The organism is Streptococcus sp. (assembly GCF_032481935.1).
Taxonomy (GTDB): domain Bacteria; phylum Bacillota; class Bacilli; order Lactobacillales; family Streptococcaceae; genus Streptococcus.
In genome coordinates this window covers 26,080-51,691 of sequence record NZ_JAWERU010000008.1, presented here as the reverse complement: position 1 = coordinate 51,691, position 25,612 = coordinate 26,080, and the positions used below count along the sequence as shown (strand labels likewise).

At 40.4% G+C, this 25,612-nt stretch carries 27 protein-coding genes; 21 read left to right on the top strand and 6 right to left on the bottom strand.

Annotation, left to right across the window (positions count from 1 at the left end; genetic code table 11):
- Positions 1 to 22 precede the first annotated feature (22 nt).
- Together strH and E7C97_RS02315 are read right to left on the bottom strand one after the other, a co-directional pair.
- Positions 23 to 3,859 carry an LPXTG-anchored beta-N-acetylhexosaminidase StrH gene (strH, locus tag E7C97_RS02320; RefSeq protein WP_316108003.1) on the bottom strand — a complete coding sequence of 1,279 codons (3,837 nt, stop codon included), beginning with the start codon at positions 3,857 to 3,859 and terminating at the stop codon, positions 23 to 25.
- A gap of 272 nt (positions 3,860 to 4,131) precedes the next feature.
- On the bottom strand, positions 4,132 to 4,848 hold the full coding sequence (locus E7C97_RS02315; protein ID WP_049526826.1) for a GntR family transcriptional regulator: 717 nt from the start codon (positions 4,846 to 4,848) through the stop codon (positions 4,132 to 4,134).
- A 324-nt stretch (positions 4,849 to 5,172) separates the two neighbouring features.
- Between E7C97_RS02315 and E7C97_RS02310 the strand changes: the two genes are divergently transcribed.
- The 8 genes from E7C97_RS02310 to E7C97_RS02275 all read left to right on the top strand — a co-directional run bounded on the left by E7C97_RS02310 (position 5,173) and on the right by E7C97_RS02275 (position 13,005).
- Complete coding sequence (locus E7C97_RS02310) at positions 5,173 to 6,960, top strand: beta-galactosidase (RefSeq protein WP_316108002.1); 1,788 nt, start codon at positions 5,173 to 5,175, stop codon at positions 6,958 to 6,960.
- The gene (locus E7C97_RS02305; RefSeq protein ID WP_398581132.1) at positions 6,957 to 7,382 is read left to right on the top strand and encodes a PTS sugar transporter subunit IIB; all 426 of its coding nucleotides are present in this window, start codon (positions 6,957 to 6,959) and stop codon (positions 7,380 to 7,382) included. Before E7C97_RS02310 ends, E7C97_RS02305 begins: the two co-directional genes overlap by 4 nt.
- Positions 7,383 to 7,408: 26 nt before the next feature.
- Positions 7,409 to 8,314, top strand: coding sequence for a PTS mannose/fructose/sorbose/N-acetylgalactosamine transporter subunit IIC (locus E7C97_RS02300; protein WP_000616985.1), 906 nt, complete (start codon positions 7,409 to 7,411; stop codon positions 8,312 to 8,314).
- Positions 8,301 to 9,122, top strand: a complete 822-nt coding sequence (locus E7C97_RS02295; RefSeq protein WP_000185292.1) for a PTS system mannose/fructose/sorbose family transporter subunit IID — start codon at positions 8,301 to 8,303, stop codon at positions 9,120 to 9,122. The genes E7C97_RS02300 and E7C97_RS02295 overlap by 14 nt, the downstream gene beginning before the upstream one ends.
- 3 nt (positions 9,123 to 9,125) lie before the next feature.
- Positions 9,126 to 9,530 (top strand): PTS sugar transporter subunit IIA, encoded by a 405-nt coding sequence (locus tag E7C97_RS02290; RefSeq protein WP_075229687.1) that lies wholly within the window; start codon positions 9,126 to 9,128, stop codon positions 9,528 to 9,530.
- Positions 9,531 to 9,648: 118 nt separating this feature from the next.
- Positions 9,649 to 10,815: an SIS domain-containing protein gene (locus E7C97_RS02285; RefSeq protein ID WP_049503181.1), complete on the top strand. Its 1,167-nt coding sequence runs from the start codon at positions 9,649 to 9,651 to the stop codon at positions 10,813 to 10,815.
- Positions 10,816 to 10,825: 10 nt separating this feature from the next.
- Entirely contained in the window at positions 10,826 to 11,821 is a 996-nt protein-coding gene (lacD, locus tag E7C97_RS02280; protein ID WP_316108001.1) for a tagatose-bisphosphate aldolase, read from the top strand.
- A 146-nt stretch (positions 11,822 to 11,967) separates the two neighbouring features.
- The gene (locus E7C97_RS02275; protein ID WP_316108000.1) at positions 11,968 to 13,005 is read left to right on the top strand and encodes an aldose epimerase family protein; all 1,038 of its coding nucleotides are present in this window, start codon (positions 11,968 to 11,970) and stop codon (positions 13,003 to 13,005) included.
- A gap of 41 nt (positions 13,006 to 13,046) precedes the next feature.
- On the opposite strand, the gene rnjA is transcribed toward E7C97_RS02275, so the two are convergent.
- The gene (gene rnjA / locus E7C97_RS02270; RefSeq protein ID WP_316107999.1) at positions 13,047 to 14,726 is read right to left on the bottom strand and encodes a ribonuclease J1; all 1,680 of its coding nucleotides are present in this window, start codon (positions 14,724 to 14,726) and stop codon (positions 13,047 to 13,049) included.
- A 1-nt stretch (position 14,727) separates the two neighbouring features.
- Positions 14,728 to 14,961: a DNA-dependent RNA polymerase subunit epsilon gene (locus E7C97_RS02265; protein ID WP_016466408.1), complete on the bottom strand. Its 234-nt coding sequence runs from the start codon at positions 14,959 to 14,961 to the stop codon at positions 14,728 to 14,730.
- 272 nt (positions 14,962 to 15,233) lie between these two features.
- Between E7C97_RS02265 and E7C97_RS02260 the strand changes: the two genes are divergently transcribed.
- The gene (locus E7C97_RS02260; RefSeq protein ID WP_060955078.1) at positions 15,234 to 15,440 is read left to right on the top strand and encodes a hypothetical protein; all 207 of its coding nucleotides are present in this window, start codon (positions 15,234 to 15,236) and stop codon (positions 15,438 to 15,440) included.
- A 366-nt stretch (positions 15,441 to 15,806) separates the two neighbouring features.
- Here the strand turns inward: E7C97_RS02260 and cibB are convergent, their stop codons facing one another.
- Both cibB and E7C97_RS02250 read right to left on the bottom strand, forming a co-directional pair.
- The gene (cibB, locus tag E7C97_RS02255; protein ID WP_049531151.1) at positions 15,807 to 15,950 is read right to left on the bottom strand and encodes a fratricide two-peptide bacteriocin subunit CibB; all 144 of its coding nucleotides are present in this window, start codon (positions 15,948 to 15,950) and stop codon (positions 15,807 to 15,809) included.
- Position 15,951: 1 nt separating this feature from the next.
- Positions 15,952 to 16,134 carry a class IIb bacteriocin, lactobin A/cerein 7B family gene (locus E7C97_RS02250; RefSeq protein ID WP_316107996.1) on the bottom strand — a complete coding sequence of 61 codons (183 nt, stop codon included), beginning with the start codon at positions 16,132 to 16,134 and terminating at the stop codon, positions 15,952 to 15,954.
- Between the two features lie 172 nt (positions 16,135 to 16,306).
- Between E7C97_RS02250 and tsaB the strand changes: the two genes are divergently transcribed.
- The 12 genes from tsaB (at position 16,307) to E7C97_RS02190 (ending at position 25,582) form a co-directional block, all read left to right on the top strand.
- The gene (gene tsaB / locus E7C97_RS02245) at positions 16,307 to 16,990 is read left to right on the top strand and encodes a tRNA (adenosine(37)-N6)-threonylcarbamoyltransferase complex dimerization subunit type 1 TsaB (protein WP_223339138.1); all 684 of its coding nucleotides are present in this window, start codon (positions 16,307 to 16,309) and stop codon (positions 16,988 to 16,990) included.
- Positions 16,987 to 17,424, top strand: coding sequence for a ribosomal protein S18-alanine N-acetyltransferase (rimI, locus tag E7C97_RS02240; protein ID WP_316107995.1), 438 nt, complete (start codon positions 16,987 to 16,989; stop codon positions 17,422 to 17,424). Before tsaB ends, rimI begins: the two co-directional genes overlap by 4 nt.
- Positions 17,414 to 18,424, top strand: coding sequence for a tRNA (adenosine(37)-N6)-threonylcarbamoyltransferase complex transferase subunit TsaD (gene tsaD / locus E7C97_RS02235; protein WP_316107994.1), 1,011 nt, complete (start codon positions 17,414 to 17,416; stop codon positions 18,422 to 18,424). Before rimI ends, tsaD begins: the two co-directional genes overlap by 11 nt.
- Positions 18,425 to 18,535: 111 nt before the next feature.
- Positions 18,536 to 19,399 carry an XRE/MutR family transcriptional regulator gene (locus E7C97_RS02230; RefSeq protein ID WP_316107993.1) on the top strand — a complete coding sequence of 288 codons (864 nt, stop codon included), beginning with the start codon at positions 18,536 to 18,538 and terminating at the stop codon, positions 19,397 to 19,399.
- A 115-nt stretch (positions 19,400 to 19,514) separates the two neighbouring features.
- Positions 19,515 to 20,183: a CPBP family intramembrane glutamic endopeptidase gene (locus E7C97_RS02225; RefSeq protein WP_316107992.1), complete on the top strand. Its 669-nt coding sequence runs from the start codon at positions 19,515 to 19,517 to the stop codon at positions 20,181 to 20,183.
- 123 nt (positions 20,184 to 20,306) lie between these two features.
- Positions 20,307 to 20,984 (top strand): type II CAAX endopeptidase family protein, encoded by a 678-nt coding sequence (locus E7C97_RS02220; protein ID WP_316107991.1) that lies wholly within the window; start codon positions 20,307 to 20,309, stop codon positions 20,982 to 20,984.
- Positions 20,985 to 20,995: 11 nt separating this feature from the next.
- Positions 20,996 to 21,664, top strand: a complete 669-nt coding sequence (locus tag E7C97_RS02215; protein ID WP_316107990.1) for a CPBP family intramembrane glutamic endopeptidase — start codon at positions 20,996 to 20,998, stop codon at positions 21,662 to 21,664.
- 120 nt (positions 21,665 to 21,784) lie between these two features.
- On the top strand, positions 21,785 to 22,459 hold the full coding sequence (locus E7C97_RS02210) for a type II CAAX endopeptidase family protein (protein WP_316107989.1): 675 nt from the start codon (positions 21,785 to 21,787) through the stop codon (positions 22,457 to 22,459).
- Between the two features lie 161 nt (positions 22,460 to 22,620).
- Entirely contained in the window at positions 22,621 to 23,316 is a 696-nt protein-coding gene (locus E7C97_RS02205; RefSeq protein ID WP_316107988.1) for an AzlC family ABC transporter permease, read from the top strand.
- Positions 23,306 to 23,629, top strand: a complete 324-nt coding sequence (locus E7C97_RS02200) for an AzlD domain-containing protein (protein WP_045762538.1) — start codon at positions 23,306 to 23,308, stop codon at positions 23,627 to 23,629. Before E7C97_RS02205 ends, E7C97_RS02200 begins: the two co-directional genes overlap by 11 nt.
- A 102-nt stretch (positions 23,630 to 23,731) precedes the next feature.
- Complete coding sequence (locus tag E7C97_RS02195; RefSeq protein ID WP_049502808.1) at positions 23,732 to 24,574, top strand: amino acid ABC transporter substrate-binding protein; 843 nt, start codon at positions 23,732 to 23,734, stop codon at positions 24,572 to 24,574.
- A gap of 153 nt (positions 24,575 to 24,727) precedes the next feature.
- Positions 24,728 to 25,582 (top strand): MetQ/NlpA family ABC transporter substrate-binding protein, encoded by an 855-nt coding sequence (locus E7C97_RS02190; protein WP_000694516.1) that lies wholly within the window; start codon positions 24,728 to 24,730, stop codon positions 25,580 to 25,582.
- The last annotated feature ends 30 nt before the right edge of the window (positions 25,583 to 25,612 follow it).

Here is a 25,612-nt window from a genome sequence, read left to right as displayed (position 1 = left end):
TTGTCCCGCTTTTTATTTGTGCTTAATCTTTTTTCTTGCTAAGTCCGTAAGCTGTGAGAGCAGTCATAAGACCAGTAGCAATCAACCATTCTGAACCTTGGCTTCCTGTTTCAGGAAGTTTATTTTCTTTTGCTACAGGAGCTGGGCCTTGAGGAAGAGCTTTGTTTTCCTCAACAGGAACAGTTGCTGGAGCTGGTTCATTTGGAATATCTAATTTTGGTTTTTCTTCAGCGATAGCTGCTTGACCATGTTCATCACCGACATGAGTGACAGGGTTGCCAACTTCGATCACTTGAGCGACTGGTTCTTGAGCTACAACGCTAGTAACCAATGTTTTAACTTCAGATCCATCAGCAGCAGTAGTCACAGAGTAGAAATGGCTACGACGACCGTTGACACCTGCAGTTACTAGACGAGTTTGTCCCTTAGGTAGCGAAGGAGTCTCGCGAGTGATCGTTGTAAATGGAATTTCTTCGTCCTCGATCACAACACGTGGTTTTGCATCTGCAACAGGAGCTTGACCTTTTTCGTCTCCTACATGTGTTGTTAATGTTCCAACTTCGACAACTTGATTGACAGCTTCTTTCGTTACTTGATTTTCAAGAACTGTTTCTGTCTGCTTGCCATTTTCAGTCACAACTGAAAGATAGATAGTCCGTTCACCTTTGACACCAGCAGTGATGACTTTCTCTTGTCCTGCTGGAAGGTTAGGATTTTCTTTCTTAACGATCTCAAACGGAATTTCTTCTGTCTTAACAAGAAGCTCTGGTCGATTTTCAACTGTAGCAGCAGTTTCACTCTCATCGAGGCTTCCTGAGTGAGTGGCAGCTGGTTTAAGACCAAGTCTAGCAGCTTTGAGATTAGCTACAAGTGTATCTAACTCAGCTTGTTTATTACGATTGAGGTTGTAGTTAAGAGCGTCTTTAGCAACCTTGAGAGCGTCGAGACTTTCTGTGCTATATCCTTCTAAGTTTTCAGGGATTTGAGCAAGTTCTTCGCGTAGCGCTTTGTAGTTAGCACGGAAATAGTCCTTGTTGTGGTCTGCAAAAGCAGTCATGAGTTCAAAGATTTCTTCTTCCTTGTATTCTGCGCTTGGTCGATCAGCCCAGATAGCTAACATACTACCAACAGTAGGTAGGTCAACTTCAGGATATTTAGTTGATGCTAGTTGGTTAAATGGAGTTTTTTCAGTATTTTCAATAGCTTTCTTGAGGAAGCCACCACCATCTTCTGGTTTTTGACCGAGAATGTAGTACCAATCTCCATTCGTGTTAAGGAATTTGTACCCCTTACTTGCTAGGTATTGAGGAGATGCAAGGTTGTAACCCCACCATCCTTTAGACCAGTAAGAGATGATAACGTCTTTATCAAACTCAACATCATCCTTGTCTTCATAGTAGAAGCCATCGTTAAAGGCCATTGGTTGAAGACCTTTTTCTTTAGCCATGGCAGCTAGGCTATTAGCGTATTCAGCAAATTTACCATAGAGGCCATACCACTTGAGGTAATACCAACCTTGAGCGTTGGTAGCATCATTGGCATACTCATCTGTACCATAGTTGAAGATCTTAGTCTTGCCTGCAAAGAAGTCCATGTACTTGCCAATAAGGGCTTTTGTAAAGTTCATTGCTTCTTCGTTCTCAAGGTCCATAGTTGTTTTTGAAACCTTGTCAAAGTTAGCTTGAGGGTTTGCGATGCCTAATTTTTCCATAGCGACAAGCATAGCATCCATGTGACCTGGGCTATTGATAGCTGGGATTAGTCCAATACCTTTGTCCTTAGCATACTGGATAAGCTCAGTGATTTCAGCTTGGTTCAAAGTAGTTCCATTAGGATCGTCGTAGTAAGATTTTGTTCCTTCGATGATGGCCTTTTTCACATCGTCGCTTGCATAAGTCTTGCCGTTTGCTGAGATACTCATATCATCAAGTAGGAAGCGAAGTCCATCGTTTCCAAGGAGCAAGTGAAGGTCAGAGTAACCGAGTTCGCTGGCTTTATCTACGATGCGTTTAAGTTGGTCTAGCGTGAAGTATTTACGTCCAGCATCGATAGAGATAACCTTGTTCTTAGCTAGTTTTTCAACTTCGCGTTTAGCATCTTCTTCTTTTTGAGCTTCTGGAGTGAAGGTTAAGTTGCTAACAGCTTCTTGGAGTTTTGCGATCGCTTGATCAATAGTATCTTGTTGAGCACGGCTAAGGTTGCTATCGAGAGCACGGATGGCTTTTTCGGCTTCTTTAACGGCTACAATACTTTCTTCTGTGTAGCGAGTAAGGTCTGTTGGAACTTCTTTCAGAGCTTGTTCGGCAGACTCGTAATCAGCAGCGAAGTATTCAGCATTTGAGTTTGCGAATTGACGCATGAGTTTGAAGAGACGAGATGGAGAGTAGCGAGCAGATGGAGTATCAGCCCAAGCCGCTACCATACCACCGATAATAGGAACATCAGCTCCTTCTGTTTTTGGTACAGAAGTAATCGGTGTGCTCTTAATACCGTTCAATCCTTGATCGAGGTTGTACCAACCTTGCCCGTCAGCATTACGGCCGAGAACGTAGTACCAAGCATCGTTAGTATTGAGGATTTCGTGTCCTTTTTCAGCTAGTAATTTAGAAGAAGCGACATCGTAACCGCCCCAGCCACCAGTCCACATAGAGACGATGATGTCCTTGTCAAAGGTACCAAAACTTGTATCGCTATTATAGTAGATACCGTCATTGAAGGCCATAGGTTTTAGACCGTGAGATTTGACGATACGAGCTAGGTCATTAGCATAGGCGATGAATTTGTCATAGCCCTTGTCTGGGAATCCATCTTCTGGATACCATTTATAGGCTTGAAGAACGCTCCATCCTTTAGCATCTGTAGCATCGTTAGCGTACTCATCCAAACCGATGTTGAAGATTTCAGATTTACCAGCAAAGTAGCCTGCATACTTATCAATCAAAGCTTTTGTGAAGGCAACTGCTTTTTCATTGTCAAGGTCGACAGTACGTGCTGATTCTTTACCAAAATAGTTAAAGTTAGGCTTTTCAATACCTAGTTCTTTCATGGCATTAAGGATAGCGTCCATGTGACCAGGACTGTTAACAGATGGGATAAGTCCAATGCCTTTATCCTTGGCATAGTTAATCAAGTCGGTCATTTGGCTTTCAGTTAGATGATTGCCGTTTGGATCGTTGTAGTAGGCATTTGTTCCGTTTTCAACAGCGCGTTTGACATCGTCGCTTGCATAAGTCTTGTCCCCTACAGTTAGAGACATATCATCTAGCATAAAACGCAAGCCATCATTTCCGACTAGGAGATGAAGATCAGTGTAACCATAGTGTTTGGCTTTGTCGATGATTTCTTTCAGTTGTTCAGGAGAGAAGTATTTACGCCCTGCATCGATTGAAACGATTTTCTTTTTAGCTAGTTTTTCATTGACTTGAGCTGCTTTCTCTGTAGCGACTACAGGAGCTTCAACTTTAGCAACTTCTTTGTTTTCTGCCTTTTCTGGTTCTGGTTCTGGCTGCTTAGCTTCTTCAGTTACTTCTGGTTTTGCTGGAGTTTCTTCGGTTGTAACAGTTTTTTCTACGATAGGTGCAGGAGTAGCTTCAACTTTTGGTGCTTCAGTGTTTGTTACAGGTGTCACTGGAGCTGCAGGAGCTACGGCTTCTGGTGTAGGACTAGTTTCAAGTTTTTCTTCGCTGGCCTGTGGAGACGATTCTCCTGCGGCTTGGATAGTAGGTTGATTCTCTGTTGTAGTAGGTAGGACTCCATCAGCGGCAACAGCTTGCGCATGAAAGGCAAAGCCGATCAAGACAGAAGCTGCTCCGATTGCGTATTTACGAATAGAGAAACGCTGTTTATTTTCTGGTTTCATTAAATAACCTCCTAATTTATTGTTTTTGGTAGCGTTTTCACAAACTGATTCCATTGTATTATCTGAATCTAGTAAAGTCAAGTATTTTAATAAAATACCTAAAAAAAATATAAGAAGTTATTTAATTTGAACTAAATTTTTATTTTTACTCTGTTTTTAGTAAAATTTCTCCAAATTATAGTTTAGAGTCATTTGATATTTCCTACTAAAAGCTGGCGTGCTATAATGAAAAATAGAAAAGCCTGAAACGATTGTCTCAGACTTTTTAATGTTTAGTGATCGCGATCACATGAGATAAATTTAATCTTATAGAAATCAGAACGTTTGTAAGTTTCAATGTATTCCAACACTTGGCCAGTTGACTCAAGTTTAGTTGTCTTGGTTTGGAGAACAGTTGGGAATTGAGCGTCGATTCCTAGGATAGAAGCAGCATGTTCTGGAGTTGGAAATACAATTTCATTGATTTCTTCAAAATGCTCGTCATTCATGTGAATGTGGTAGTCCAATTTGAAACGATTATAGATAGAACTATAGTATTCAAGATTTGGATAGTTTGCATTGATGTATTGTTCAGGGATATAAGATGTGTGGTAGATATAAGTAACACCGTTAGATTCACGGATACGTTCGATTTTGTAATAAAATTGATCGCCACGCAATCCCAATTTTTCTAAGTAGTTAAGATCGTTACCGCGTTCAATGGAAAGAACAGTGACTTTATCGTCCTTGGTTTCAAAAATTTCTACATCAGAAAATTCTACGAGTTTGTGCTTGCGAGCGCGAGCCACAAAGGTTCCCTTTCCTTGTTGGCGGACAATATAACCGTCTTTAGCAAGGTCGTTTAAGGCGCGAACAACAGTGATCGAACTTACGTCATACATTGCAATCAATTCTGCTTCAGTGTAGAACTTGTCGCCACTTGCAAATTGACCTGAAATGATTTTGTTTTTCAATTCATCTTTGATATATTGATACTTTGGAATTGCCATATTTTCACCTCATTTTTTCCTTCTCCATCTTCGATTTTACCATAAATAGTTTGAAAATGATAGTAAATAATGTAAAAAAATAAAATAATATTCTAAGCGATTGACTTACATATTATTTACGGTTAAAAACTCATACATTTATGCTATCTAGATCGAAAATATTTAAGAAAAAAATTTTTTACAAGAATTTTAGAAAACAATTCAGTAAAAAAAAGAAAAATTTTAAATAATTTTCGAAAAATCTATTGACAAGATGGATTCATTAGTTTATCATTTAATATAACAACAAATGAAAGCGCAAACGGAAAAGTATGGGGTGGTAAAATGACAAGGTTTAAAATTGAGGATGATTTTTACCTAGATGGGGAACCATTCAAAATTTTATCTGGTGCCATTCATTATTTTAGAATTCCTGAAGAAGACTGGTATCATTCATTGTACAATCTCAAGGCTCTAGGTTTTAACACTGTTGAAACATATGTCGCTTGGAATTTGCATGAGCCAACTGAAGGAAACTTCAATTTTGAAGGCAATCTTAATATTGAAAAATTTCTTCAGACAGCTCAGGACTTAGGCTTGTATGCTATTGTTCGACCATCTCCCTTTATCTGTGCAGAGTGGGAATTCGGTGGTTTACCAGCATGGCTTTTAAATAAAGACATGCGAATCCGTTCCTCTGATCCAGCCTTTATAGAAATGGTAGGACGCTACTATGATCATTTACTTCCACGTCTTGTTCCAATATTGTTGGATAATGGTGGTAACATCCTCATGATGCAGGTTGAAAATGAGTACGGTTCATACGGTGAGGATAAAACCTACTTGCGTGAGATTCGCCGATTGATGGAAGAACGTTCAGTGACTTGTCCGCTCTTTACATCTGATGGTCCATGGCGGGCAACTCTGAAAGCTGGTACCTTGATTGAAGATGATCTCTTTGTGACAGGGAACTTTGGTTCAAAAGCAAACTTTAACTTCTCGCAAATGCAAGAGTTCTTTGATGAGTATGGCAAGAAATGGCCACTCATGTGTATGGAATTCTGGGATGGATGGTTTAACCGATGGAAAGAACCAGTCATCACGCGTGAGCCAGAGGAGTTAGCAGAAGCTGTACATGAGGTATTAGAGCAAGGCTCTATCAACCTTTACATGTTCCACGGTGGAACCAACTTTGGTTTTATGAATGGTTGTTCAGCTCGAGGAACTATTGATTTACCACAAGTAACATCTTATGATTATGACGCTCTCCTTAATGAAGCTGGGAATCCAACTGCTAAATACATGGCAGTTAAGGAAATGATGGCGACTTACTATCCTGAGTATCCACAATTAGAACCGCTTTACAAAGAGAGCATGGAAGTTGAAAACATTCCACTGGTTGAGAAAGTTTCTCTATTTGAAACCTTGGATAGCCTAACAAGTCCAACTAAAAGTCTCTATCCTAAGAAAATGGAAGAGTTGGGACAAAGCTACGGCTATCTACTCTATCGTACAGAAGCTAGTTGGGATGCAGAAGAAGAACGCATCCGCATCATTGATGGTCGAGACAGAGCTCAGCTATTTGTAGATGGTAAATGGGTTGCAACTCAGTACCAGACAGAAATTGGTGAGGACATCTTCTATCAAGGAGAAAAGAAAGCGCTCTCTCGATTTGATGTCCTGGTAGAAAATATGGGGCGTGTCAATTACGGGCATAAGTTCCTAGCAGATACACAACGAAAAGGAATTCGTACAGGTGTCTGTAAAGATTTACACTTCATGCTGAACTGGGAACACTATCCGCTTCCACTAGATAATCCTGAAAAGATTGATTTTTCAAAAGGATGGACAGAAGGACAACCTGCCTTTTACGCCTATGACTTTGAAGTTGAGGCTCCGAAGGACACCTACTTAGAACTATCTGAGTTTGGTAAAGGGATTGCCTATGTCAATGGTCATCATCTAGGTCGTTTCTGGAATGTTGGTCCAACCTTATCGCTTTATATTCCATACAGCTATCTCAAGGAAGGTGCTAACCGCATCATTATCTTTGAAACTGAAGGGGAATATAGAGATCACATACACTTAACTCGTAAACCTACACTAAAACATATAAAGGGGGAAAATTTATGACAATTGTAGGATGCCGTATTGATGGACGTTTGATCCACGGACAAGTAGCAAACCTTTGGTCTGCTAAACTGAATGTTTCACGTATCATGGTCGTTGACAATGAAGTTGTTAACAACGATGTTGAAAAGAGCGGATTGAAACTTGCAACACCACCAGGTGTAAAACTTAGTATTTTGCCAGTTGAAAAAGCTGCAGCCAATATCCTTGCTGGAAAATATGATAGCCAACGTTTGTTTATCGTTGCTCGTAAACCAGACCGCTTCCTTGGATTAGTGGAAGCAGGGGTACCGCTTGAAGCAGTCAATGTTGGTAATATGTCTCAAACACCAGAAACACGTTCTATTACACGTTCAATCAACGTTGTAGATAAAGACGTAGAAGAAAATGATCCAGTTTCAGACTTTTTGAGCTTATTAAAATAGGAAAAAATTTTTAGGAGGTCATTGTTATGATACAATGGTGGCAAATTTTACTTCTCACTCTGTACTCAGCTTATCAAATCTGTGATGAGTTGACGATCGTTTCTTCTGCAGGTTCCCCTGTATTCGCTGGTTTCATTACTGGTTTGATCATGGGAGATTTGACAACTGGTTTGTTTATCGGTGGTAGCTTGCAGTTGTTTGTCCTTGGGGTAGGTACCTTCGGTGGTGCTTCTCGTATCGACGCAACTTCTGGTGCGGTTCTTGCGACAGCTTTCTCAGTTTCACAAGGTATCGAAACAGATCTTGCGATCACTACAATCGCTGTACCAGTAGCGGCACTTTTGACTTACTTCGACGTACTTGGTCGTATGACTACTACATTCTTCGCACACCGTATTGATGCTGCGATCGAACGCTTTGACTATAAAGCTATCGAACGTAACTACCTTCTTGGTGCGCTTCCATGGGCTGCTTCTCGTGCCCTTCCAGTATTCTTCGCCCTTGCTTTTGGTGGAGAATTCGTACAAGGTGTTGTAAACCTTGTTAAAGAATACCAATGGGTTGCAGACGGTTTGACTCTTGCAGGTCGTATGCTTCCAGGTCTTGGATTCGCTATCTTGCTTCGTTACCTTCCAGTTAAACGTAACCTTCACTACCTTGCTATGGGATTCGGTTTGACAGCTATGTTGACTGTACTTTACTCATACGTAACAGGTCTTGGTGGAGCAGTTGCTGGTATCATTGGCACTCTTCCTGCTGACGTTGCTGAAAAAATTGGCTTTGCAAACAACTTCAAAGGATTGTCTATGATCGGTATCTCTATCGTGGGTATCTTCCTTGCAGTTGTTCACTTCAAGAACAGCCAAAAAGTTGCTGTAGCAGCACCTTCTACACCATCAGAAAGTGGGGAAATTGAAGATGACGAATTCTAATTACAAATTAACAAAAGAAGATTTTAATCAAATTAACAAACGTAGCTTGTTCACTTTCCAATTGGGATGGAACTACGAGCGTATGCAAGCATCAGGTTACCTTTACATGATCTTGCCACAATTGCGTAAAATGTATGGAGATGGAACTCCTGAGTTGAAAGAAATGATGAAAGTTCATACTCAATTCTTCAACACTTCACCATTCTTCCACACAATCATCGCTGGTTTTGACCTTGCTATGGAAGAAAAAGATGGCGTTGGCTCAAAAGATGCGGTTAACGGTATCAAGACAGGTTTGATGGGACCATTCGCTCCTCTTGGAGATACTATCTTTGGTTCACTTGTACCTGCTATCATGGGATCTATCGCTGCAACAATGGCTATCGCTGGTCAACCTTGGGGTATCTTCCTTTGGATCGCAGTTGCAGTAGCGTATGACATCTTCCGTTGGAAACAATTGGAATTTGCCTACAAAGAAGGGGTTAACCTTATCAACAACATGCAAAGCACTTTGACAGCTTTGATTGAAGCTGCATCTGTTCTTGGTGTATTCATGATGGGTGCTCTTGTAGCAACAATGATCAACTTTGAAATTTCATACAAATTGCCAATCGGTGAGAAAATGATTGACTTCCAAGATATCTTGAACTCAATCTTCCCACGCTTGCTTCCAGCAATCTTCACAGCATTCATCTTCTGGTTGCTTGGTAAGAAAGGTATGAACTCAACTAAAGCAATCGGTATTATCATTGCTCTTGCTGTTGGACTTTCATTCATCGGTAAATTCTTACTTGGAATGGGCGCATAATTTATGAGTAAATCATTGATTTTAGTGAGCCATGGACGTTTCTGTGAAGAACTTAAAGGTAGCACAGAAATGATTATGGGTCCACAAGACAACATTCATGCGGTAGCTCTTCTTCCAGAAGATGGACCAGAAGATTTCACTGCGAAATTTGAAGCTGCTGTCGAAGGTTTGGATGATTTTCTAGTCTTTGCTGACCTCCTTGGTGGAACACCATGTAACGTGGTGAGCCGTCTGATTATGGAAGGTCGTGACATCGAACTTTATGCAGGAATGAATCTTCCAATGGTTATTGAATTTATCAATGCAAGCCTAACTGGAGCTGATGCAGATTATAAAAATCGTGCTTCAGAAAGCATTGTCAAAGTTAATGATTTATTGGCTGGCTTCGATGACGATGAAGACGAATAAGGTGTAATAACAGAAATACTGTTTGAACACATTTCATAGAATATAAATGGGAATGGGGCTTACTCCCATTCCCATATTTTAAATACAAAACAATATAATAATAGATTAGAGGAACTCAATGCTAGATTATACAAAAGAAGAATTGCTTGAGTTGGGGGCAGAAATCACAACTCGCGAAATTTACCAACAACCAGACGTTTGGAAAGAAGCTTTTGAAGCTTATCAAGCACGACGTGATGAAATTGCAGCCTTCTTGCAAGGAATTGCTGACAAACATGACTACATCAAGGTTATCCTGACTGGTGCTGGAACTTCTGCTTATGTAGGTGATACTCTCGTTCCTTACTTCAAGGAAGTTTATGATGAACGTAAATGGAACTTTAATGCTATTGCGACAACTGATATCGTAGCAAACCCACAAACTTATTTGAAAAAAGATGTGGCGACTGTTTTGGTATCATTCGCGCGTAGCGGGAACTCACCTGAGAGTGTGGCAACAGTTGACTTGGCCAAGGCCTTGGTTGATGAACTTTATCAAGTAACTATCACATGTGCGGCTGAAGGGAAATTGGCTCTCCAAGCGCATGGTGATGACCGCAACCTCTTGTTGCTACAACCAGCTGCGTCTAATGATGCTGGCTTTGCTATGACTTCAAGCTTCACTTCAATGATGTTGACAGCACTTTTGGTATTTGATCCAACAGAATTTGCAGTTAAAGCTGAACGTTTTGAAGTGCTATCTAGTTTAGCTCGTAAAGTCCTTGATAATGTAGCAGATGTCAAAGAGTTGGTAGACCTAGACTTTAACCGAGTGATTTACCTAGGTGCAGGCCCATTCTTCGGACTTGCTCATGAAGCGCAACTGAAGATTTTGGAATTGACTGCTGGTCAGGTTGCGACTATGTATGAAAGCCCAGTTGGCTTCCGTCACGGTCCAAAATCTCTGATCAACGAAGATACAGTTGTTTTGGTATTTGGTACGACAACAGATTATACTCGTAAGTACGACTTGGACTTGGTTCGTGAAGTTGCAGGAGACCAAATTGCTCGTCGTGTTGTTCTCTTGAGCGATCAAGCCTTCGGACTTGAAAATGTTAAGGAAGTAGCACTTGGATGCGGTGGGGTTCTGAATGACGTTTACCGTGTCTTCCCTTACATTGTTTATGGTCAATTATTTGCTCTCTTGACTTCACTTAAAGTTGGTAACAGACCAGATACACCATCACCTACAGGTACAGTTAACCGTGTTGTTCAAGGTGTTATTATTCACGAATTTGAAAAATAAGGAAGAATCTATGAGTAAATTAACATTAAGCCCAAATAAACTTGCTTGCTTGCAAAAACTCTCAGACGAAAATGGTATCATCTCAGCTCTTGCTTTTGACCAACGTGGTGCTTTGAAACGCCTCATGGCTCAATACCAAACAGAGGAGCCAACAGTAGCTCAAATGGAAGAACTTAAAGTATTGGTAGCGGATGAATTGACAAAATACGCTTCATCAATGCTTCTTGACCCAGAATACGGACTTCCAGCTACAAAGGCACTTGCTCCAAAAGCTGGTCTGCTCCTTGCTTATGAAAAAACTGGATACGACACAACAAGCACAAAACGTTTGCCAGACTGCTTGGATGTTTGGTCTGCAAAACGTATCAAAGAACAAGGTGCAGATGCTGTTAAGTTCTTGCTTTACTATGACGTAGATAGCTCTGACGAACTTAACCAACAAAAACAAGCCTATATCGAACGTATTGGTTCTGAGTGTGTGGCAGAAGATATTCCATTCTTCCTTGAAATCTTGGCTTACGATGAAAAGATCGCTGATGCAGGTTCTGCAGAATATGCTAAAGTGAAACCACATAAGGTTATCGGTGCTATGAAAGTCTTTTCAGATCCACGCTTTAACATTGATGTTTTGAAAGTAGAAGTTCCAGTTAACGTTAAATACGTTGAAGGCTTTGCTGAAGGTGAAGTTGTTCATACACGTGAAGAAGCAGCAGCATTTTTCAAAGCCCAAGACGAAGCTACTAACCTTCCTTACATCTACTTGAGTGCAGGTGTATCCGCTAAGCTATTCCAAGAAACTCTTGTCTTTGCTCACGAATCAGGTGCAAACTTCAATGGTGTTCTTTGTGGACGTGCTACATGGGCTGGATCAGTTGAAGCTTACATCAAAGATGGTGAAGCGGCAGCTCGCGAATGGCTTCGTACAACTGGTTTTGAAAACATCGATGAACTTAATAAAGTACTTCAAACAACAGCTACTTCATGGACTGAACGTGTAGAAGCATAGGATAGAAATAGAAGGAACTACTTTTGTTAAGAAAATATTTATGGTTTCTTGACAAAGGTATCTGTAAATCATACAATAAAACCATAGAACGTGAATGCGCTTTCTATGGTTTGTTTACTTAATTGAAATAGAAAAAGGAGAGAAGGATGAAAGCATACACAGAACGTGTATTTGGAAAAGTAGATGGCAAGGATGTCCTCGCTTACCGTTTTGAAACGGAGGCAGGCTACCAACTGGAAATCATGACCTATGGAGCAACAATTTTACGCTATGTAACTCCAGATAAGACTGGCAATTTTGCCAATGTTATTCTAGGTTTTGACGATTTCGAAAGCTATGTGGGAAATAGCCCTAAACATGGAGCAAGTGTAGGTCCAGTTGCAGGTCGTATTGCAGGTGCAACATTTGAACTCAATGGGAAGACCTATGAACTAGAAGTCAACAACGCTAGCAACTGTAACCACAGTGGCTCAACTGGTTGGGATTCTAGCTTGTTTGAGCTAGTCGAAGTGAATGATCATGGTTTGACTCTTTACACAGAAAGAGCAGACGGGACTGGAGGTTTCCCTGGAAATCTTAAGATCTGGATTAGCTACAACTTGGAAGAAAGTGGTGCCTACGAAGTTAGTTACAAGGTAACGACAGACCAGGATACCTTGGTCAATCCAACTAATCATAGCTATTTTAACTTGTCAGGTGATTTCACTCAGACAGTTGACCGTCATGTCTTCCAATTGAATACAGAGGGTATCTATCCAATCGCTCCTGACGGTGTCCCAGCGAAAACTCCAGATGCTAACCGTGATGTGGTCAAACATATCTACAATGGTGCTTTGTTGAAAGATATCTTTGCAGAAGAAGATGAGCAAATCCAACTCGTATCTGGTTTGGACCATCCATTTGCTCTTCCTGCAGGACATGACAATGCTGGATTCCTCTATGACCAAGGTTCAGGTCGCTTCTTGCTCTTCAAGACAGAGGCTCCTTGCTTTGTGGTCTACACAGCAAACTTTGTGGATGAGAGTGTCATCATCGCTGGTCAGCCAATGATTCAGCACAATGGGATTGCTCTTGAAGCGCAAGCTTTACCAGATGCTATTCATAGCGTTCTTAAAGATCAAGTCATCCTCAAAGCAGGTGAAACTTTCACCAGCAAAACTCGTTACGAGCTTGTTGTTAAATAATAAAAATTCTCTGAAGTCATTCGATTTCAGAGAATTTTTTCTTATTCTTCATCTGGTGTGAGAATCATCGGAATGATGATTGGTTCACGTTCCGTATTTTCATAAAGGAATGGTCGAATAGCGTTTACGATGGCGCCATTGACAGATTGGATGCTGGCATCTTTGTTTTTCAAAGCGATACGAATAGCATTGAAAAGGATACGTTGGCTTTGGCGAATCAAGTCACCAGATTCGCGCATGTAGACGAAACCACGGCTGAGAATATCTGGTCCAGATAGGATCATCTGAGACTTGAAGTCAACGGTTGCGACAGCCAATACAACACCATCTTCGGATAGGTCTCGGCGGTCTTTTAGGACAGCAGCGCCGATTTCACCGATACGATTTCCATCGACATAGATATCTTGGGCGTTGAAATGACCAGCGATACGAGCAGAGTTTGCAGTGAGGGCAAGCACATCACCATTACTCATGATAAAGATATTGTCCTTCTCTACGCCAGTATCCACCGCTAGTCCAGCGTGGACTTTCTGCATGCGGTATTCACCGTGAACAGGCATGAAGTATTTTGGCTTAATCAAGCGGAGCATAAGTTTTTGCTCTTGCTGACCACCGTGTCCAGATGTATGGATGTTGTTAATCTTACCATGGATAACTTCAACACCAGCTTCAGAAATGATGTTAATCAGCTTGTTAACGCTAGTGGTGTTTCCTGGAATTGGGCTAGATGAGAAGATAACAGTATCACCAGGTTGGAGTTGCACTTGACGGTGAGTTCCGTTAGCAATACGAGAGAGGGCTGCCATTGGCTCGCCCTGACTACCTGTACAGAGGATAAGAATCTCACCCGCAGGATAGTCTTTGATTTCATTTGGTTCGATAAAGGTTCCCTTAGGCGCCTTGATGTAACCAAGTTCAATCCCGTTGACAATGGCCTTTTCCATAGAGCGTCCAAAGACAGCAATCTTACGACCTGTTTTAACAGCGGCATCAGTAGCTTGTTGGAGACGGAAGATATTTGAGGCAAAGGATGCAAAGATGATGCGTCCCTCGATACCTTGGATGATCTTCATGATCGACTGGCCGACGACTTTTTCAGAGTTTGTAAAGGTTGGAACCTCAGCATTGGTCGAGTCAGAGAGCAAACAAAGTACTCCATCTTCACCTAGGGCTGCCATACGGTGCAAGTCTGCAGGTTCACCAACTGGTGTAAAGTCGAACTTGAAGTCACCTGTACAGACGATTTTTCCTTGAGGTGTATGGATGACAATTCCCAATGGCTCTGGGATCGAGTGGGTTGTTCTAAAGAAAGTTGCTTTAAGATTTTTAAAGGTCAACTCCGTGTTGTGGTTGATTTCGTGAAGTGTAGCGTTGCGTAAAAGTCCATGCTCTTCGAGTTTTCCACGGATCAAGGCAAGGGCCAGTGGACCTGCATAGATAGGGATATTTGCTTGCTTGAGCAAGAACGGAATCCCTCCGATATGGTCCTCGTGTCCGTGGGTAATCAAGAGAGCCTTGACGCGGTCGATATTTTCGACAATGTAAGAGTAATCAGGGATAACGTAGTCGATACCAAGAAGATCGTCCTCAGGGAATTTAATCCCTGCATCAACGATGATGATTTCGTCTTGGTATTCGATTCCGTATGTGTTTTTACCGATTTCTCCTAGACCACCAATGGCAAAAACGCCTACTTCTTCTGGTTTAAGAGTATAGGCCATATTAGAACTCCGTAACTTCGAATGCGCCAGTTTCTTTTTCGTAGTCAAGTAGTTTGTCAGATAAGAGTTCGATGTATTCTACGTTATATTCTGGGCGATTTTTTTCAACAAGTTCACGGGCAATAATGCGTCCTTCAAGTTCTGAACTAGCATCGATGTCTAAGTAAAGTGAGCGTGTTGTTTCACGACGTGGGCTACGGTCTTTTGTTTCTTGATAAAAAACTTTGTAAATCATGTGTTTCCTTTCTGTTTTCAGGTCAGCTGTATTCAAAAAATTACCAGCTTGAAGCTGTTTGTTTCCATTTCATTTTCTGTCTGGATTGACCTTGATTCGTTACAATTATCTCAATTATAACATAAAAAGGGGAATTAGTAAAAGCAGGAAACATGAAAGTAAGGAGCTTGAAATGCGTTTCATTTTACCTTGTATAAGTATTTGAAGACATCAGATGCAAGTGCTATAATAAAGTTAGAAAAGAGGTTTTTCCTTATGAAGGAGGGCACGATATGTTTCAACTAGCTATTGTCATTCGTCTTCTGGTCTTTGCGGTATTTGTTGCTTGTGTTTATGGTGGCAATCTACTATTTCTTCGTCTAGAACATAGAAAACTAGCTGTATATTGGAAAATTGTCTTTGTAACACTGTATTCCATTTTCCTTCTTCTGGTGACCTATGTGGTCTGGCTTGTATTTTACTTTGGTTTGAATGCTTAGCTTCAGTTGTTTATTTATATCTGCTGATTGAACGAATATCTGGTATAAAAAGATAGCGAATTTAGTTACAAAAAAATCCACCCCAACTATTAAGATAGGGTGGATTTTTCAACTTTTTCTCAAATTCGGAGTCCAATTTTCCCTCAAACAGAGGTTATATTTTCAGGCCCTATCCTTATTTTTACAGTTATGATTGTTTTGTTCAAAAAAAGAGTTGAAGCATAAAAATAAAACAATACAAACAGATAAATCAATTGGCAATGGTATAGTCGTAATGTTTAAATCGTTGAGAATACTGATCAAACTGTAAGCGATGAAGAAAATAAAATTTATCCTTCTAAAAATGTGTCTTTTATCTAGCATGACTTATCCAAACTTTTTACGGAGATCTTTTCCAATGGTGTAAGCTGCCATAAATAAAGCTATACCAACACCGACACCAAAACCACCCTTGATTTCTTGCAATTCTTTATTAGAAATTTCACGATATTTGTCTAAATCTTTAATCATACTAACCTCCTAAAAAATAACCAGCTGCTAAGCCAGAGCCTACAAGTGCTGTTCCACCAGCAACAGCTTTCCAAGAAAATGCTACACCAAAGATAACCAAGGGAGCGAGACCACCATCAATATCTGATAATTCATTTTCAGATAGCGATACAAATTGATTGTCAATATTTTCGAAATTTGTCATTGAACTTTCCTCTTTTTTTCTTGTTCACTTTTATATTCGGAAACGAAAAGGAAAAGTTGTGATTTTTTTGAAGATTTCTTTTCACTGTGATTTTTGATACAAAACAAAGAAAATTCCCATGTGCCTTCTTTTGTAGTATAATAGTAAACAGACAAAAAGATAGGAATGTGTTATGAAAGTATTAGCATTTGATACGTCTAGCAAGGCTCTTTCTCTCGCTATTTTAGAGGACAAACAGCTTCTTGCCGAGACGACAATCAATATCAAAAAAAATCACAGTATTACCCTTATGCCAGCCATCGATTTTTTGATGGCTAGTCTAGATTTGACACCCAAGGATTTGGATCGAATCGTCGTGGCAGAAGGACCTGGTAGCTATACAGGTCTGCGAATTGCGGTGGCGACTGCCAAGACCTTAGCTCATACCTTAAACATTGAGTTAGTGGGCATGTCAAGCCTTTTGGCACTGGTACCAAGTCAGCAAGTAGGTCTTGTTGTACCTTTGATGGATGCGCGTCGCAACAATGTTTATGCAGGATTTTATGAAAATGCTCAGCCTGTCTTTCCAGAGGCGCATCTGTCCTTTGCAGAAGTCTTGGAGCAAGTCAAGGATGCTGAACAAGTCACTTTTGTCGGTGAAGTGGGAGCCTTTGTGGAGCAGATTCAAGAACAACTGCCACAAGCCAACTACCAAGAAACCTTGCCAAATGCAGCTAACCTAGCCCTCTGGGCCTGGGACAAGGAAGCAGACTCCTTGCACGACTTTGTGCCAAACTATCTCAAGCGTGTCGAAGCTGAGGAAAACTGGCTCAAGAATCACACCGAGTCTGGCGAGTCCTACATTAAGCGTCTATGATAGAAATCAAACGAATCCAACAGCGACCAGACTTGGCTCAAGCCATCTACGCTGTCATGGCAGATGTTTACCCAGTCAGTCCTTGGACGCTGGAACAAATCCAAGCAGACCTGTCCCAAGACCAAACCTGGTATGCTTTAGCTTACGATGGGATAAATGTGATCGGCTTTCTAGCTGTTCAGGAGAATCTTTTTGAGGCAGAAGTCCTGCAAATCGCTGTCAAAGGAGCCTATCAGGGTCAGGGAATTGCGTCAGCCTTGTTTGCTCAATTACCGACTGATAAGGAGATTTTCCTCGAAGTCAGGAAGTCGAATCATCGAGCGCAAGTATTTTACAAGAAAGAAAAGATGGCGGTCATCGCTGAGCGAAAGGCCTATTACCATAATCCAGTCGAGGATGCCATTATCATGAAGAGAGAAATAGATGAAGGATAGATATATTTTAGCATTTGAGACATCTTGTGATGAGACCAGTGTCGCCGTCTTAAAAAACGATGACGAGCTCTTATCCAATGTCATTGCTAGTCAGATTGAGAGTCACAAACGTTTTGGTGGTGTAGTGCCAGAAGTGGCCAGTCGTCACCATGTTGAGGTCATTACAGCCTGTATCGAGGAGGCGCTGGCAGAAGCAGGGATTACAGAAGAAGATGTAACAGCTGTTGCGGTTACTTATGGACCAGGCTTGGTCGGAGCCTTGCTTGTTGGTTTGTCAGCTGCCAAGGCCTTTGCTTGGGCACATGGACTTCCGCTGATTCCCGTTAACCACATGGCTGGCCACCTCATGGCAGCTCAAAGTGTCGAGCCCTTGGAATTCCCCTTACTAGCTCTATTAGTCAGTGGTGGACACACAGAGTTGGTCTATGTTTCTGAGGCTGGTGATTATAAGATTGTTGGTGAAACCCGTGATGATGCGGTTGGTGAGGCCTATGACAAGGTCGGCCGTGTCATGGGCTTGACCTATCCAGCAGGTCGGGAGATTGACGAGTTAGCCCACCAAGGTCAGGATATTTATGATTTCCCACGTGCTATGATCAAGGAAGATAATCTGGAGTTTTCATTCTCAGGTTTGAAGTCTGCCTTTATCAATCTTCACCACAATGCCGAGCAAAAGGGAGAAAGCTTGTCCAAGGAAGACCTATCTGCTTCTTTCCAAGCTGCAGTCATGGATATTCTCATGGCTAAAACCAAGAAAGCCTTAGAAAAATACCCTGTTAAAACCCTAGTTGTGGCTGGTGGTGTAGCTGCAAATAAAGGTCTTAGAGAACGTCTAGCAGCCGAAATCACCGATGTCAAGGTTATCATTCCACCTCTGCGACTTTGCGGGGACAATGCAGGCATGATTGCCTATGCCAGCGTCAGTGAGTGGAACAAAGAAAACTTTGCAGGATTGGAGCTAAATGCCAAACCTAGCCTCGCTTTTGATACTATAGAATGAAAAGTCAGCTTGAAGCTGGCTTTTTTGCTAAAATATTTTATAATATATTAAAAAAGTAAAAAGTTTTTACGAATAGAATAGTAAAGGGAATTTTAAAAAGGGAGCTTTCCTATGATTGAAAAACAGGAATTAGGAGAATTTTACAAGGAATTGCGCCTGGCAAGAAAGCTCAAGCAGTCAGATGTGGCTTGTGCTGGACTAACAGCATCTCAGCTATCCAAGTTTGAACTAGGGCAGTCTATGCTGTCTGCGGATAAGTTAATTCTAGCTATCCAAGGAATCAATATGACCTTTGATGAGTTTGGACACAAACTCAACAACTACCAAGAATCTCCACATATGCGAATTGGTAGAAGGATTGTGGATCGCTTTGCCCATCAAGATATAGCTGGTTTAGAGCAACTCTTGGAGGAAGTCGAGCAAGAACAGATGGCGCAGACCTATCGTCGTTTGAACTCTATTGTGATTAAAGATGCTATCCATTCACTAGATAAAAGCTACCCACTAGCAGAGGAGGATAGCGAGTTTTTGACCACCTATCTCTACGCTATTGAGTCTTGGACCTGGTTTGAACTCTATATCTTTTGCAATACCATGCCTTTTTTGAGCAATCAAGATCTGATCTTTTTATCAACCTCCTTACTTGAAAAATCCAAGGAATTTAAAGAGTTAGTACACAATCGACTGTATATGAAGAGTGGGTATCTCAATATCATCTCAGAGTTCATGGAGCGCAAACTTTTCTCTTACATCCCAATCTTTGAAGCTGAGTTGGAGAGTATGCTGCGTCCCTATGATGTTTTTGAGAAAGTATCATGGCAATTTTTAAAAAAATTGAGTGTTTTCCTTCAGACCAAGGGAAGCAATCAAAAAGAGATTGAACACTTTATCCAATCTCTGCAAATATTAGAAAACCCACAATTATCAGCACTTTTTGAATTACGTTTACAGCAATACAAAGCACTTATCGATTAGTTAGAAATCGCAAATGTGAAATTCCTATCAGAAAAAATGTCAAATATGCGATTTTTAAAAATATGGAATTTTTCGTGTTATACTGTCTTCATTCCATAGTATAGGAGAAAAAAGAATGAAAAAGATCATCTCACGCTACTACTTTTTTGTAGCCATGCTACTGGTCATAGTTTACCAGGAGTTCAGTAGTCTAGTTTTATACAGCGACTTTGCTGCTGGTCTATCTAAATTTGGCTATTATTTTTCGGATATGATGTTGAACTTTCTTGTGATTCTGCTTGTTTTTATTTTTATGGTAGGAGCAGGAAAATGGCAACAAATCAACAGTAGAAAATTTAAATGGTCCTATCTTTTTTATTCCTTTTTAGCTTTTCTTGCTTTATTTATTTGGAATTTTATTAAATTTTTCCTATTCCCACCTACCCAAAATGGACTTGCTTACCAACTCGCTGCTCCGACTTTTACAGGCGCTACGGCATTTTTGATGTATTTTTTCTATCCTGTGATTGCAGGTCCCATTTTTGAAGAGATGATTTATCGTGGATTGGTGATGACCGCTTTGGAAAAAGGGAAAAAATGGGGACTGGATGTGCTTGGTTCTGCTGCTTTATTTGGAATTTTGCATATCAGTAATTATGGTTGGGTCTTGACAGACTTTTTCGTATATATGGGCGGTGGTATTATATTTGCGGTCTTGTTTAGAGTGACAAAGTCTATTTATTGGCCTATTGGACTGCATATAGTCTATAACGGTATCGGGCATATACTTCCTTTGCTGTTTTAGAGGATTTTGAGAATCATAAATCAAGGTATGAGTCCTCATCGTGGTGCTTTTGCTTGGGCTGTAGATCCAACAGGTGAGTTGTTTAAGCGTAGTAGAAGGTAGGATACTATAGGAGTTGATTGAATGAAGAAAATGAAAGAAATGAAATTTCATCTAGCAACTGGATTATTAATCTTGGCCAGCTACCTTATATTCAATGTGGTCATGCATCCATACTTTACGAATACTTTGTCGGATGAGTTCTACTATGTGTTCCAGGTTGTATTGGTATTTATTCTGGGAACTGTAGCTACAATTATTTTTGTCAAAAGTGAACATTGGAAAGAGTATGGTCGTTTCCAGTTTCGTTGGTCTTACCTGTGTGTTTTCATTCTTTCTTTTTTCTTATTATTTGTGTGGGCAAATCTAGCAACTCGTATCTTTCCTCGTACGCAAAATGGAAGTACGGTAGTGGAAGTAGCCACTAGTTTGACAGGGTTTAGCTATTTTATTACGCGTGTACTTTACGGTAGCCTTATCGCACCTATAGCAGAAGAAATAGTGTGTCGTGGTTTTTTGATGACAAGCTTCTCTAAATTTAAAAACTACTATATTGATGTCCTTGTTTCTGCTGCCATATTTGGCGCTATGCATGTTTTACAGCATGGTTGGATAACGACAGATTTCATACTCTACTTTGTAATGGGCTTGATATTTTGCATGATGTTTCGCTATACACGCTCTATTTATTGGACCATAGCTTTACATGCTTCATGGAATACCTTCTTGCTCATTGTTAGTTTATTGGTGTTTGGATTTTAGAAGGGTGATATATGAAAAAGATAATCTCACGCTACTACTTGTTTGTAGCTATTCTACTTATCATTGCGGACCAGTTTTTCATTCGTCTGGTTTTACACAGCGACTTGGCTGCTGGTCTATCTGATTTTGGCTATTATTTTACGGATATGATGTTGAATTTTCTTGTGGTTTTGCTTGCTCTTGTTGCCATGATTTGGTCAGGAAAATGGCAACAAATCAATAGCAGAAAATTTAAAGTGTCCTATCTTTTCTATTTCTTTTTAGCTCTTCTAGCGTTTTTTGTTTGGAATTTCGTTACCTTTTTTATTTTCCCGTCCACCCAAAATGAAATTTCTTATCAACTGGATGTTCCTACTTTTACAGGTCCTACTGCATTTTTGATGTATTTTTTCTATCCAGTGATTGCAGGTCCCATTTTTGAAGAGATGATCTATCGTGGATTGGTGATGACAGCTCTGGAAAAAGGGAAGAAGTGGGGACTGGATGTGCTTGGTTCAGCTGCTTTATTTGGAATCTTGCATATCAGTAGTCATGGTTGGGTCTTGACAGACTTTTTCGTATATATGGGTGGTGGTCTAATAATGGCAGTCTTTTTTAGAGTGACAAAGTCTATTTATTGGTCTATTGGACTGCATATAGTTGATAATGCCATTGGTCAAATTCTGCCTTTGTTATTTTAGTGGATTTTAAGAATCTTAAATCAAGGGATGAGTCCTCGTCGTGGTGCTTTTGATTGGATAAAAGGGATTTGGGTACGTTTAGCTGGAAGATGGTATAACTAAAACTTAAAAGGATCAACGATGAAAAGGAAAGAAACGAAATTTTACTTGACAACTGTTTTGATAATAGCCACCTATTACTTAATTTTTAATTGTGTAGCAAGGTTAGAATTTGTTAACCAATTATCAGATTCTGAGTTTTATGGCTTGCAAATTTTATTAATCGCCCTTGAGGGGATTACTGCTACTGTGGTTCTTGTAAAGAGTCAAGGTTGGGACGAATACGGTCGCTACCAGTTTCGTTGGGCTTATCTGGGTGTCTTCTTTCTTTTCTTTATACTGATGTTTGTGTGGGTAAATATAACGACTCTGATTTTTCCTAGCACGCAAAATGGGAGCGAAATGATGAAAGAAGCTGCTAATTTGACAGGAATTAGTTACTTTTTAATGCGCATTCTCTATGGCAGTCTCATTGCTCCTATCGTTGAAGAGTTGGTTTTTCGTGGGCTTCTGATGACAGCACTATCCAAATTTAAAAAGTACTATATAGATGTCGTCGTTTCCTCCACACTCTTTAGTCTTATCCATGTTTTACAGTATGGCTGGGTGTTAACAGATTTCATCGTTTATGCAGGTGCAGGACTCTTGTTCTGTATGCTATTTCGTTATACTCGTTCAGTTTATTGGCCAATGGCTCTTCATATCGTGTGGAATACATTTTTAATCGTTGTTAGTTTATTGGTATTTGGGTATTAAATCTAAAATAGTTTATAAGTTGCATCATGAGACTGGCCTCCCAGTCTTTTTCTGTTCTTGTCAATCAGCAGACTTTTTTCTATTTTACGAATATGTTATAATGATGTTTGCTGTGACTGTTTGGAAAGCAGTTGCTGAAGGAATGATTAGTGAGGAAGTCAATGAAAGAAAAAGGATTTTGGGAGGGTGTGCAGGCTGCGGTGCCGACAGCTCTGGGCTATGTTAGCATCGGTCTTGCCTGTGGCATTATCGGTTCGCCATATGTGACACCAGTAGAAATGGGTCTGATGAGTCTTTTTGTTTATGCTGGGAGTGCTCAGTTTGCCATGATAGCCTTGATAGCAGTTCAAGCGCCTGTGGCAGCCATTGCCATGACGGTCTTTTTGATCAATTTGCGTCTCTTCTTGCTCAGTTTGCATGCATCGACCTATTTTCGCCATACCAGTCTTTGGCACAATATCGGCATGTCCAGTCTTTTGACCGATGAGACCTATGGCGTTTTGATGGGCGAGTTGGTGCATACGGATAAGGTCAATCCTATGTGGATGCACGGGAACAATCTTAACAGCTATGTAGCTTGGTTTGTCGGAACTGTTGTCGGAACTGCTCTAGGTGGACTTCTACCAAATCCAGAAATTTTTGGCTTAGATTTCGCCCTAGTGGGGATGTTTATTGGGATTTTTACTTCCCAGTTTCAGATTATGCAAAAACGGATTCCCTTACGCAATCTCTTCATCATTCTTGGAGTAGTAGCTGTATCTTTCTTTTTGCTCTTGACGGTGGTGTCTCAGTCATTAGCTGTTCTGTTTGCGACCTTGCTAGGTTGTACCATGGGGGTGGTCTTGGATGGTCAGTAAGTATATTTTATTAGCAATTGTCTTTTCTGGCTTGGTGACTTGGATTCCAAGAATGATTCCTTTTATTCTAGCCAAGTACAAGGGTTTGCCGCCTATCGTAGAGCGCTTTTTGAAATTTCTACCAGTTTCTATTATCTTTGCCTTGATCCTTTCAAGTGTGGTGACAGGAAAAGTTGGAAGTCTCCCGCAGATAAAGTGGTTAGACTTTTTAGCAGTCTTTCCAACGGCTTTTGTCGCCTTTCGTTACCGCAATCTGGTGGGGACCGTTCTCTTTGGGGTGGTCTTGATAGCAGTCCTACGTTTGGTCTTTTAATCAGCCATAAAGAAAACCTATCACAAATATAGAAATCATATAATAGCGTAATCCCTTTTTTTCTGTTAAGATAAGATTGTATTCTATTTTGGAGGAAATATCATGAAAAAAATCGTTAAATATTCATCACTTGCTGCCCTAGGGCTTGTAGCCGCGGGTGTATTGGTAGCTTGCTCAGGCGGTGAAAAGAAAGATGCTGCATCTGGTGAAGCAACATCTAGTAAAAAAGAAATTATCGTTGTAACCAATGCTACACCAAAACCATTCAACTATGAAGAAAATGGCGAATTGACTGGTTACGAGATTGAAGTGGTTCGCGCTATCTTTAAAGATTCTGACAAGTATACTGTCAAGTTTGAGAAGACAGAGTGGTCAGGTGTTTTTGCAGGACTTGATGCTGATCGTTACCAAATGGCTGTTAGCAACATCAGCTACACTAAAGAACGTGCTGAAAAATACCTTTATGCAGCTCCAACTGCTAAAAACCCTAACGTTCTTGTAGTGAAAAAAGATGACTCTAGCATCAAATCGTTTGATGATATCGGTGGAAAATCAACAGAAGTTGTTCAAGGAACAACATCTGCTAAACAGCTAGAAGACTACAACAAACAACACTCAGATAACCCAACTATCCTTAACTACGTTAAAGGGGACTTCCAACAAATCATGGTACGTTTGAGTGATGGCCGATTTGACTACAAGATTTTTGATAAAATCGGTGTTGAAACAGTCATCAAGGACCAAGGTTTGGATAACTTGAAAGTTATCGAACTTCCAAGCGACCAACAACCTTACGTATACCCACTTCTTGCCAAAGGTCAAGATGAGTTGAAGGCATTTGTGGACAAACGCATCCAAGAATTATATAAAGATGGAACCCTTGAAAAGCTATCTCAACAGTTCTTTGGCGGTTCTTATCTGCCAGCAGAAGCTGATATTAAATAAATTTTTAAATCATCCATTCTCTGGTAGATGGATGATTTTCCATTCTGTAGGTATATAGTTTCAAACTATAGGTCTTCCTATCTATTAACAATTTGCGAAATCAAATAAAGTGTGAGATACTATTACAGTATTATTTTTAAAGGAGAACGAATCATGAAAATTAAAAAATGGTTAGGCGTAGCAGCTATCGCTACAGTAGCAGGCCTTGCACTTGCAGCTTGCGGAAATTCAGACAAGAAAGCAGACAACACAACTACAGTTAAAATCGCAACTGTTAACCGTAGTGGTTCAGAAGAAGCACGTTGGGATAAAGTCCAAGAATTGGTTGAAAAAGACGGGATTAAATTGGAATTCACAGAGTTTACAGACTACTCACAACCAAACAAAGCAACTGCTGATGGTGAAGTAGACTTGAACGCTTTCCAACACTACAACTTCTTGAACAACTGGAACAAAGAAAACGGTAAAGACCTTGTAGCGATTGCAGATACTTATATCTCACCAATCCGCCTTTACTCAGGTAAAAACGGGGAAGAAAACAAGTACACTAAAGTGGAAGAAATCCCAAATAACGGTGAAATCGCAATTCCAAACGATGCTACTAACGAAAGCCGTGCCCTTTACCTTCTTCAATCAGCAGGTTTGATTAAATTGGATGTTTCAGGAACTGAACTTGCTACAATCGCAAACATCAAAGAAAATCCAAAGAACTTGAAAATCACTGAGTTGGATGCTAGCCAAACAGCTCGTTCATTGACATCAGTTGATGCAGCAGTTGTAAACAACACTTTTGTTACAGAAGCAAAATTGGACTACAAGAAAGCACTCTTTAAAGAGCAAGCTGACGAAAACTCAAAACAATGGTACAACATCATCGTTGCGAAAAAAGATTGGGAATCATCACCTAAAGCTGATGCAATCAAGAAAATTATCGCAGCTTACCACACTGACGAAGTGAAAAAAGTCATCGAAGAAACTTCAGACGGCTTGGATCAACCAGTTTGGTAATAAACACAGGGAGGTGGGAGAGATTTTTTC

What these genes read in the sequence shown, in the direction of transcription:
- strH (WP_316108003.1), bottom strand. Translation starts at nt 3,859, where the DNA reads ATGAAACCAGAAAATAAACAGCGTTTCTCTATTCGTAAATACGCAATC.
- E7C97_RS02315 (WP_049526826.1), bottom strand. Translation starts at nt 4,848, where the DNA reads ATGGCAATTCCAAAGTATCAATATATCAAAGATGAATTGAAAAACAAA.
- E7C97_RS02310 (WP_316108002.1), top strand. Translation starts at nt 5,173, where the DNA reads ATGACAAGGTTTAAAATTGAGGATGATTTTTACCTAGATGGGGAACCA.
- E7C97_RS02305 (WP_398581132.1), top strand. Translation starts at nt 6,957, where the DNA reads ATGACAATTGTAGGATGCCGTATTGATGGACGTTTGATCCACGGACAA.
- E7C97_RS02300 (WP_000616985.1), top strand. Translation starts at nt 7,409, where the DNA reads ATGATACAATGGTGGCAAATTTTACTTCTCACTCTGTACTCAGCTTAT.
- E7C97_RS02295 (WP_000185292.1), top strand. Translation starts at nt 8,301, where the DNA reads ATGACGAATTCTAATTACAAATTAACAAAAGAAGATTTTAATCAAATT.
- E7C97_RS02290 (WP_075229687.1), top strand. Translation starts at nt 9,126, where the DNA reads ATGAGTAAATCATTGATTTTAGTGAGCCATGGACGTTTCTGTGAAGAA.
- E7C97_RS02285 (WP_049503181.1), top strand. Translation starts at nt 9,649, where the DNA reads ATGCTAGATTATACAAAAGAAGAATTGCTTGAGTTGGGGGCAGAAATC.
- lacD (WP_316108001.1), top strand. Translation starts at nt 10,826, where the DNA reads ATGAGTAAATTAACATTAAGCCCAAATAAACTTGCTTGCTTGCAAAAA.
- E7C97_RS02275 (WP_316108000.1), top strand. Translation starts at nt 11,968, where the DNA reads ATGAAAGCATACACAGAACGTGTATTTGGAAAAGTAGATGGCAAGGAT.
- rnjA (WP_316107999.1), bottom strand. Translation starts at nt 14,726, where the DNA reads ATGGCCTATACTCTTAAACCAGAAGAAGTAGGCGTTTTTGCCATTGGT.
- E7C97_RS02265 (WP_016466408.1), bottom strand. Translation starts at nt 14,961, where the DNA reads ATGATTTACAAAGTTTTTTATCAAGAAACAAAAGACCGTAGCCCACGT.
- E7C97_RS02260 (WP_060955078.1), top strand. Translation starts at nt 15,234, where the DNA reads ATGTTTCAACTAGCTATTGTCATTCGTCTTCTGGTCTTTGCGGTATTT.
- cibB (WP_049531151.1), bottom strand. Translation starts at nt 15,950, where the DNA reads ATGATTAAAGATTTAGACAAATATCGTGAAATTTCTAATAAAGAATTG.
- E7C97_RS02250 (WP_316107996.1), bottom strand. Translation starts at nt 16,134, where the DNA reads ATGACAAATTTCGAAAATATTGACAATCAATTTGTATCGCTATCTGAA.
- tsaB (WP_223339138.1), top strand. Translation starts at nt 16,307, where the DNA reads ATGAAAGTATTAGCATTTGATACGTCTAGCAAGGCTCTTTCTCTCGCT.
- rimI (WP_316107995.1), top strand. Translation starts at nt 16,987, where the DNA reads ATGATAGAAATCAAACGAATCCAACAGCGACCAGACTTGGCTCAAGCC.
- tsaD (WP_316107994.1), top strand. Translation starts at nt 17,414, where the DNA reads ATGAAGGATAGATATATTTTAGCATTTGAGACATCTTGTGATGAGACC.
- E7C97_RS02230 (WP_316107993.1), top strand. Translation starts at nt 18,536, where the DNA reads ATGATTGAAAAACAGGAATTAGGAGAATTTTACAAGGAATTGCGCCTG.
- E7C97_RS02225 (WP_316107992.1), top strand. Translation starts at nt 19,515, where the DNA reads ATGAAAAAGATCATCTCACGCTACTACTTTTTTGTAGCCATGCTACTG.
- E7C97_RS02220 (WP_316107991.1), top strand. Translation starts at nt 20,307, where the DNA reads ATGAAGAAAATGAAAGAAATGAAATTTCATCTAGCAACTGGATTATTA.
- E7C97_RS02215 (WP_316107990.1), top strand. Translation starts at nt 20,996, where the DNA reads ATGAAAAAGATAATCTCACGCTACTACTTGTTTGTAGCTATTCTACTT.
- E7C97_RS02210 (WP_316107989.1), top strand. Translation starts at nt 21,785, where the DNA reads ATGAAAAGGAAAGAAACGAAATTTTACTTGACAACTGTTTTGATAATA.
- E7C97_RS02205 (WP_316107988.1), top strand. Translation starts at nt 22,621, where the DNA reads ATGAAAGAAAAAGGATTTTGGGAGGGTGTGCAGGCTGCGGTGCCGACA.
- E7C97_RS02200 (WP_045762538.1), top strand. Translation starts at nt 23,306, where the DNA reads ATGGTCAGTAAGTATATTTTATTAGCAATTGTCTTTTCTGGCTTGGTG.
- E7C97_RS02195 (WP_049502808.1), top strand. Translation starts at nt 23,732, where the DNA reads ATGAAAAAAATCGTTAAATATTCATCACTTGCTGCCCTAGGGCTTGTA.
- E7C97_RS02190 (WP_000694516.1), top strand. Translation starts at nt 24,728, where the DNA reads ATGAAAATTAAAAAATGGTTAGGCGTAGCAGCTATCGCTACAGTAGCA.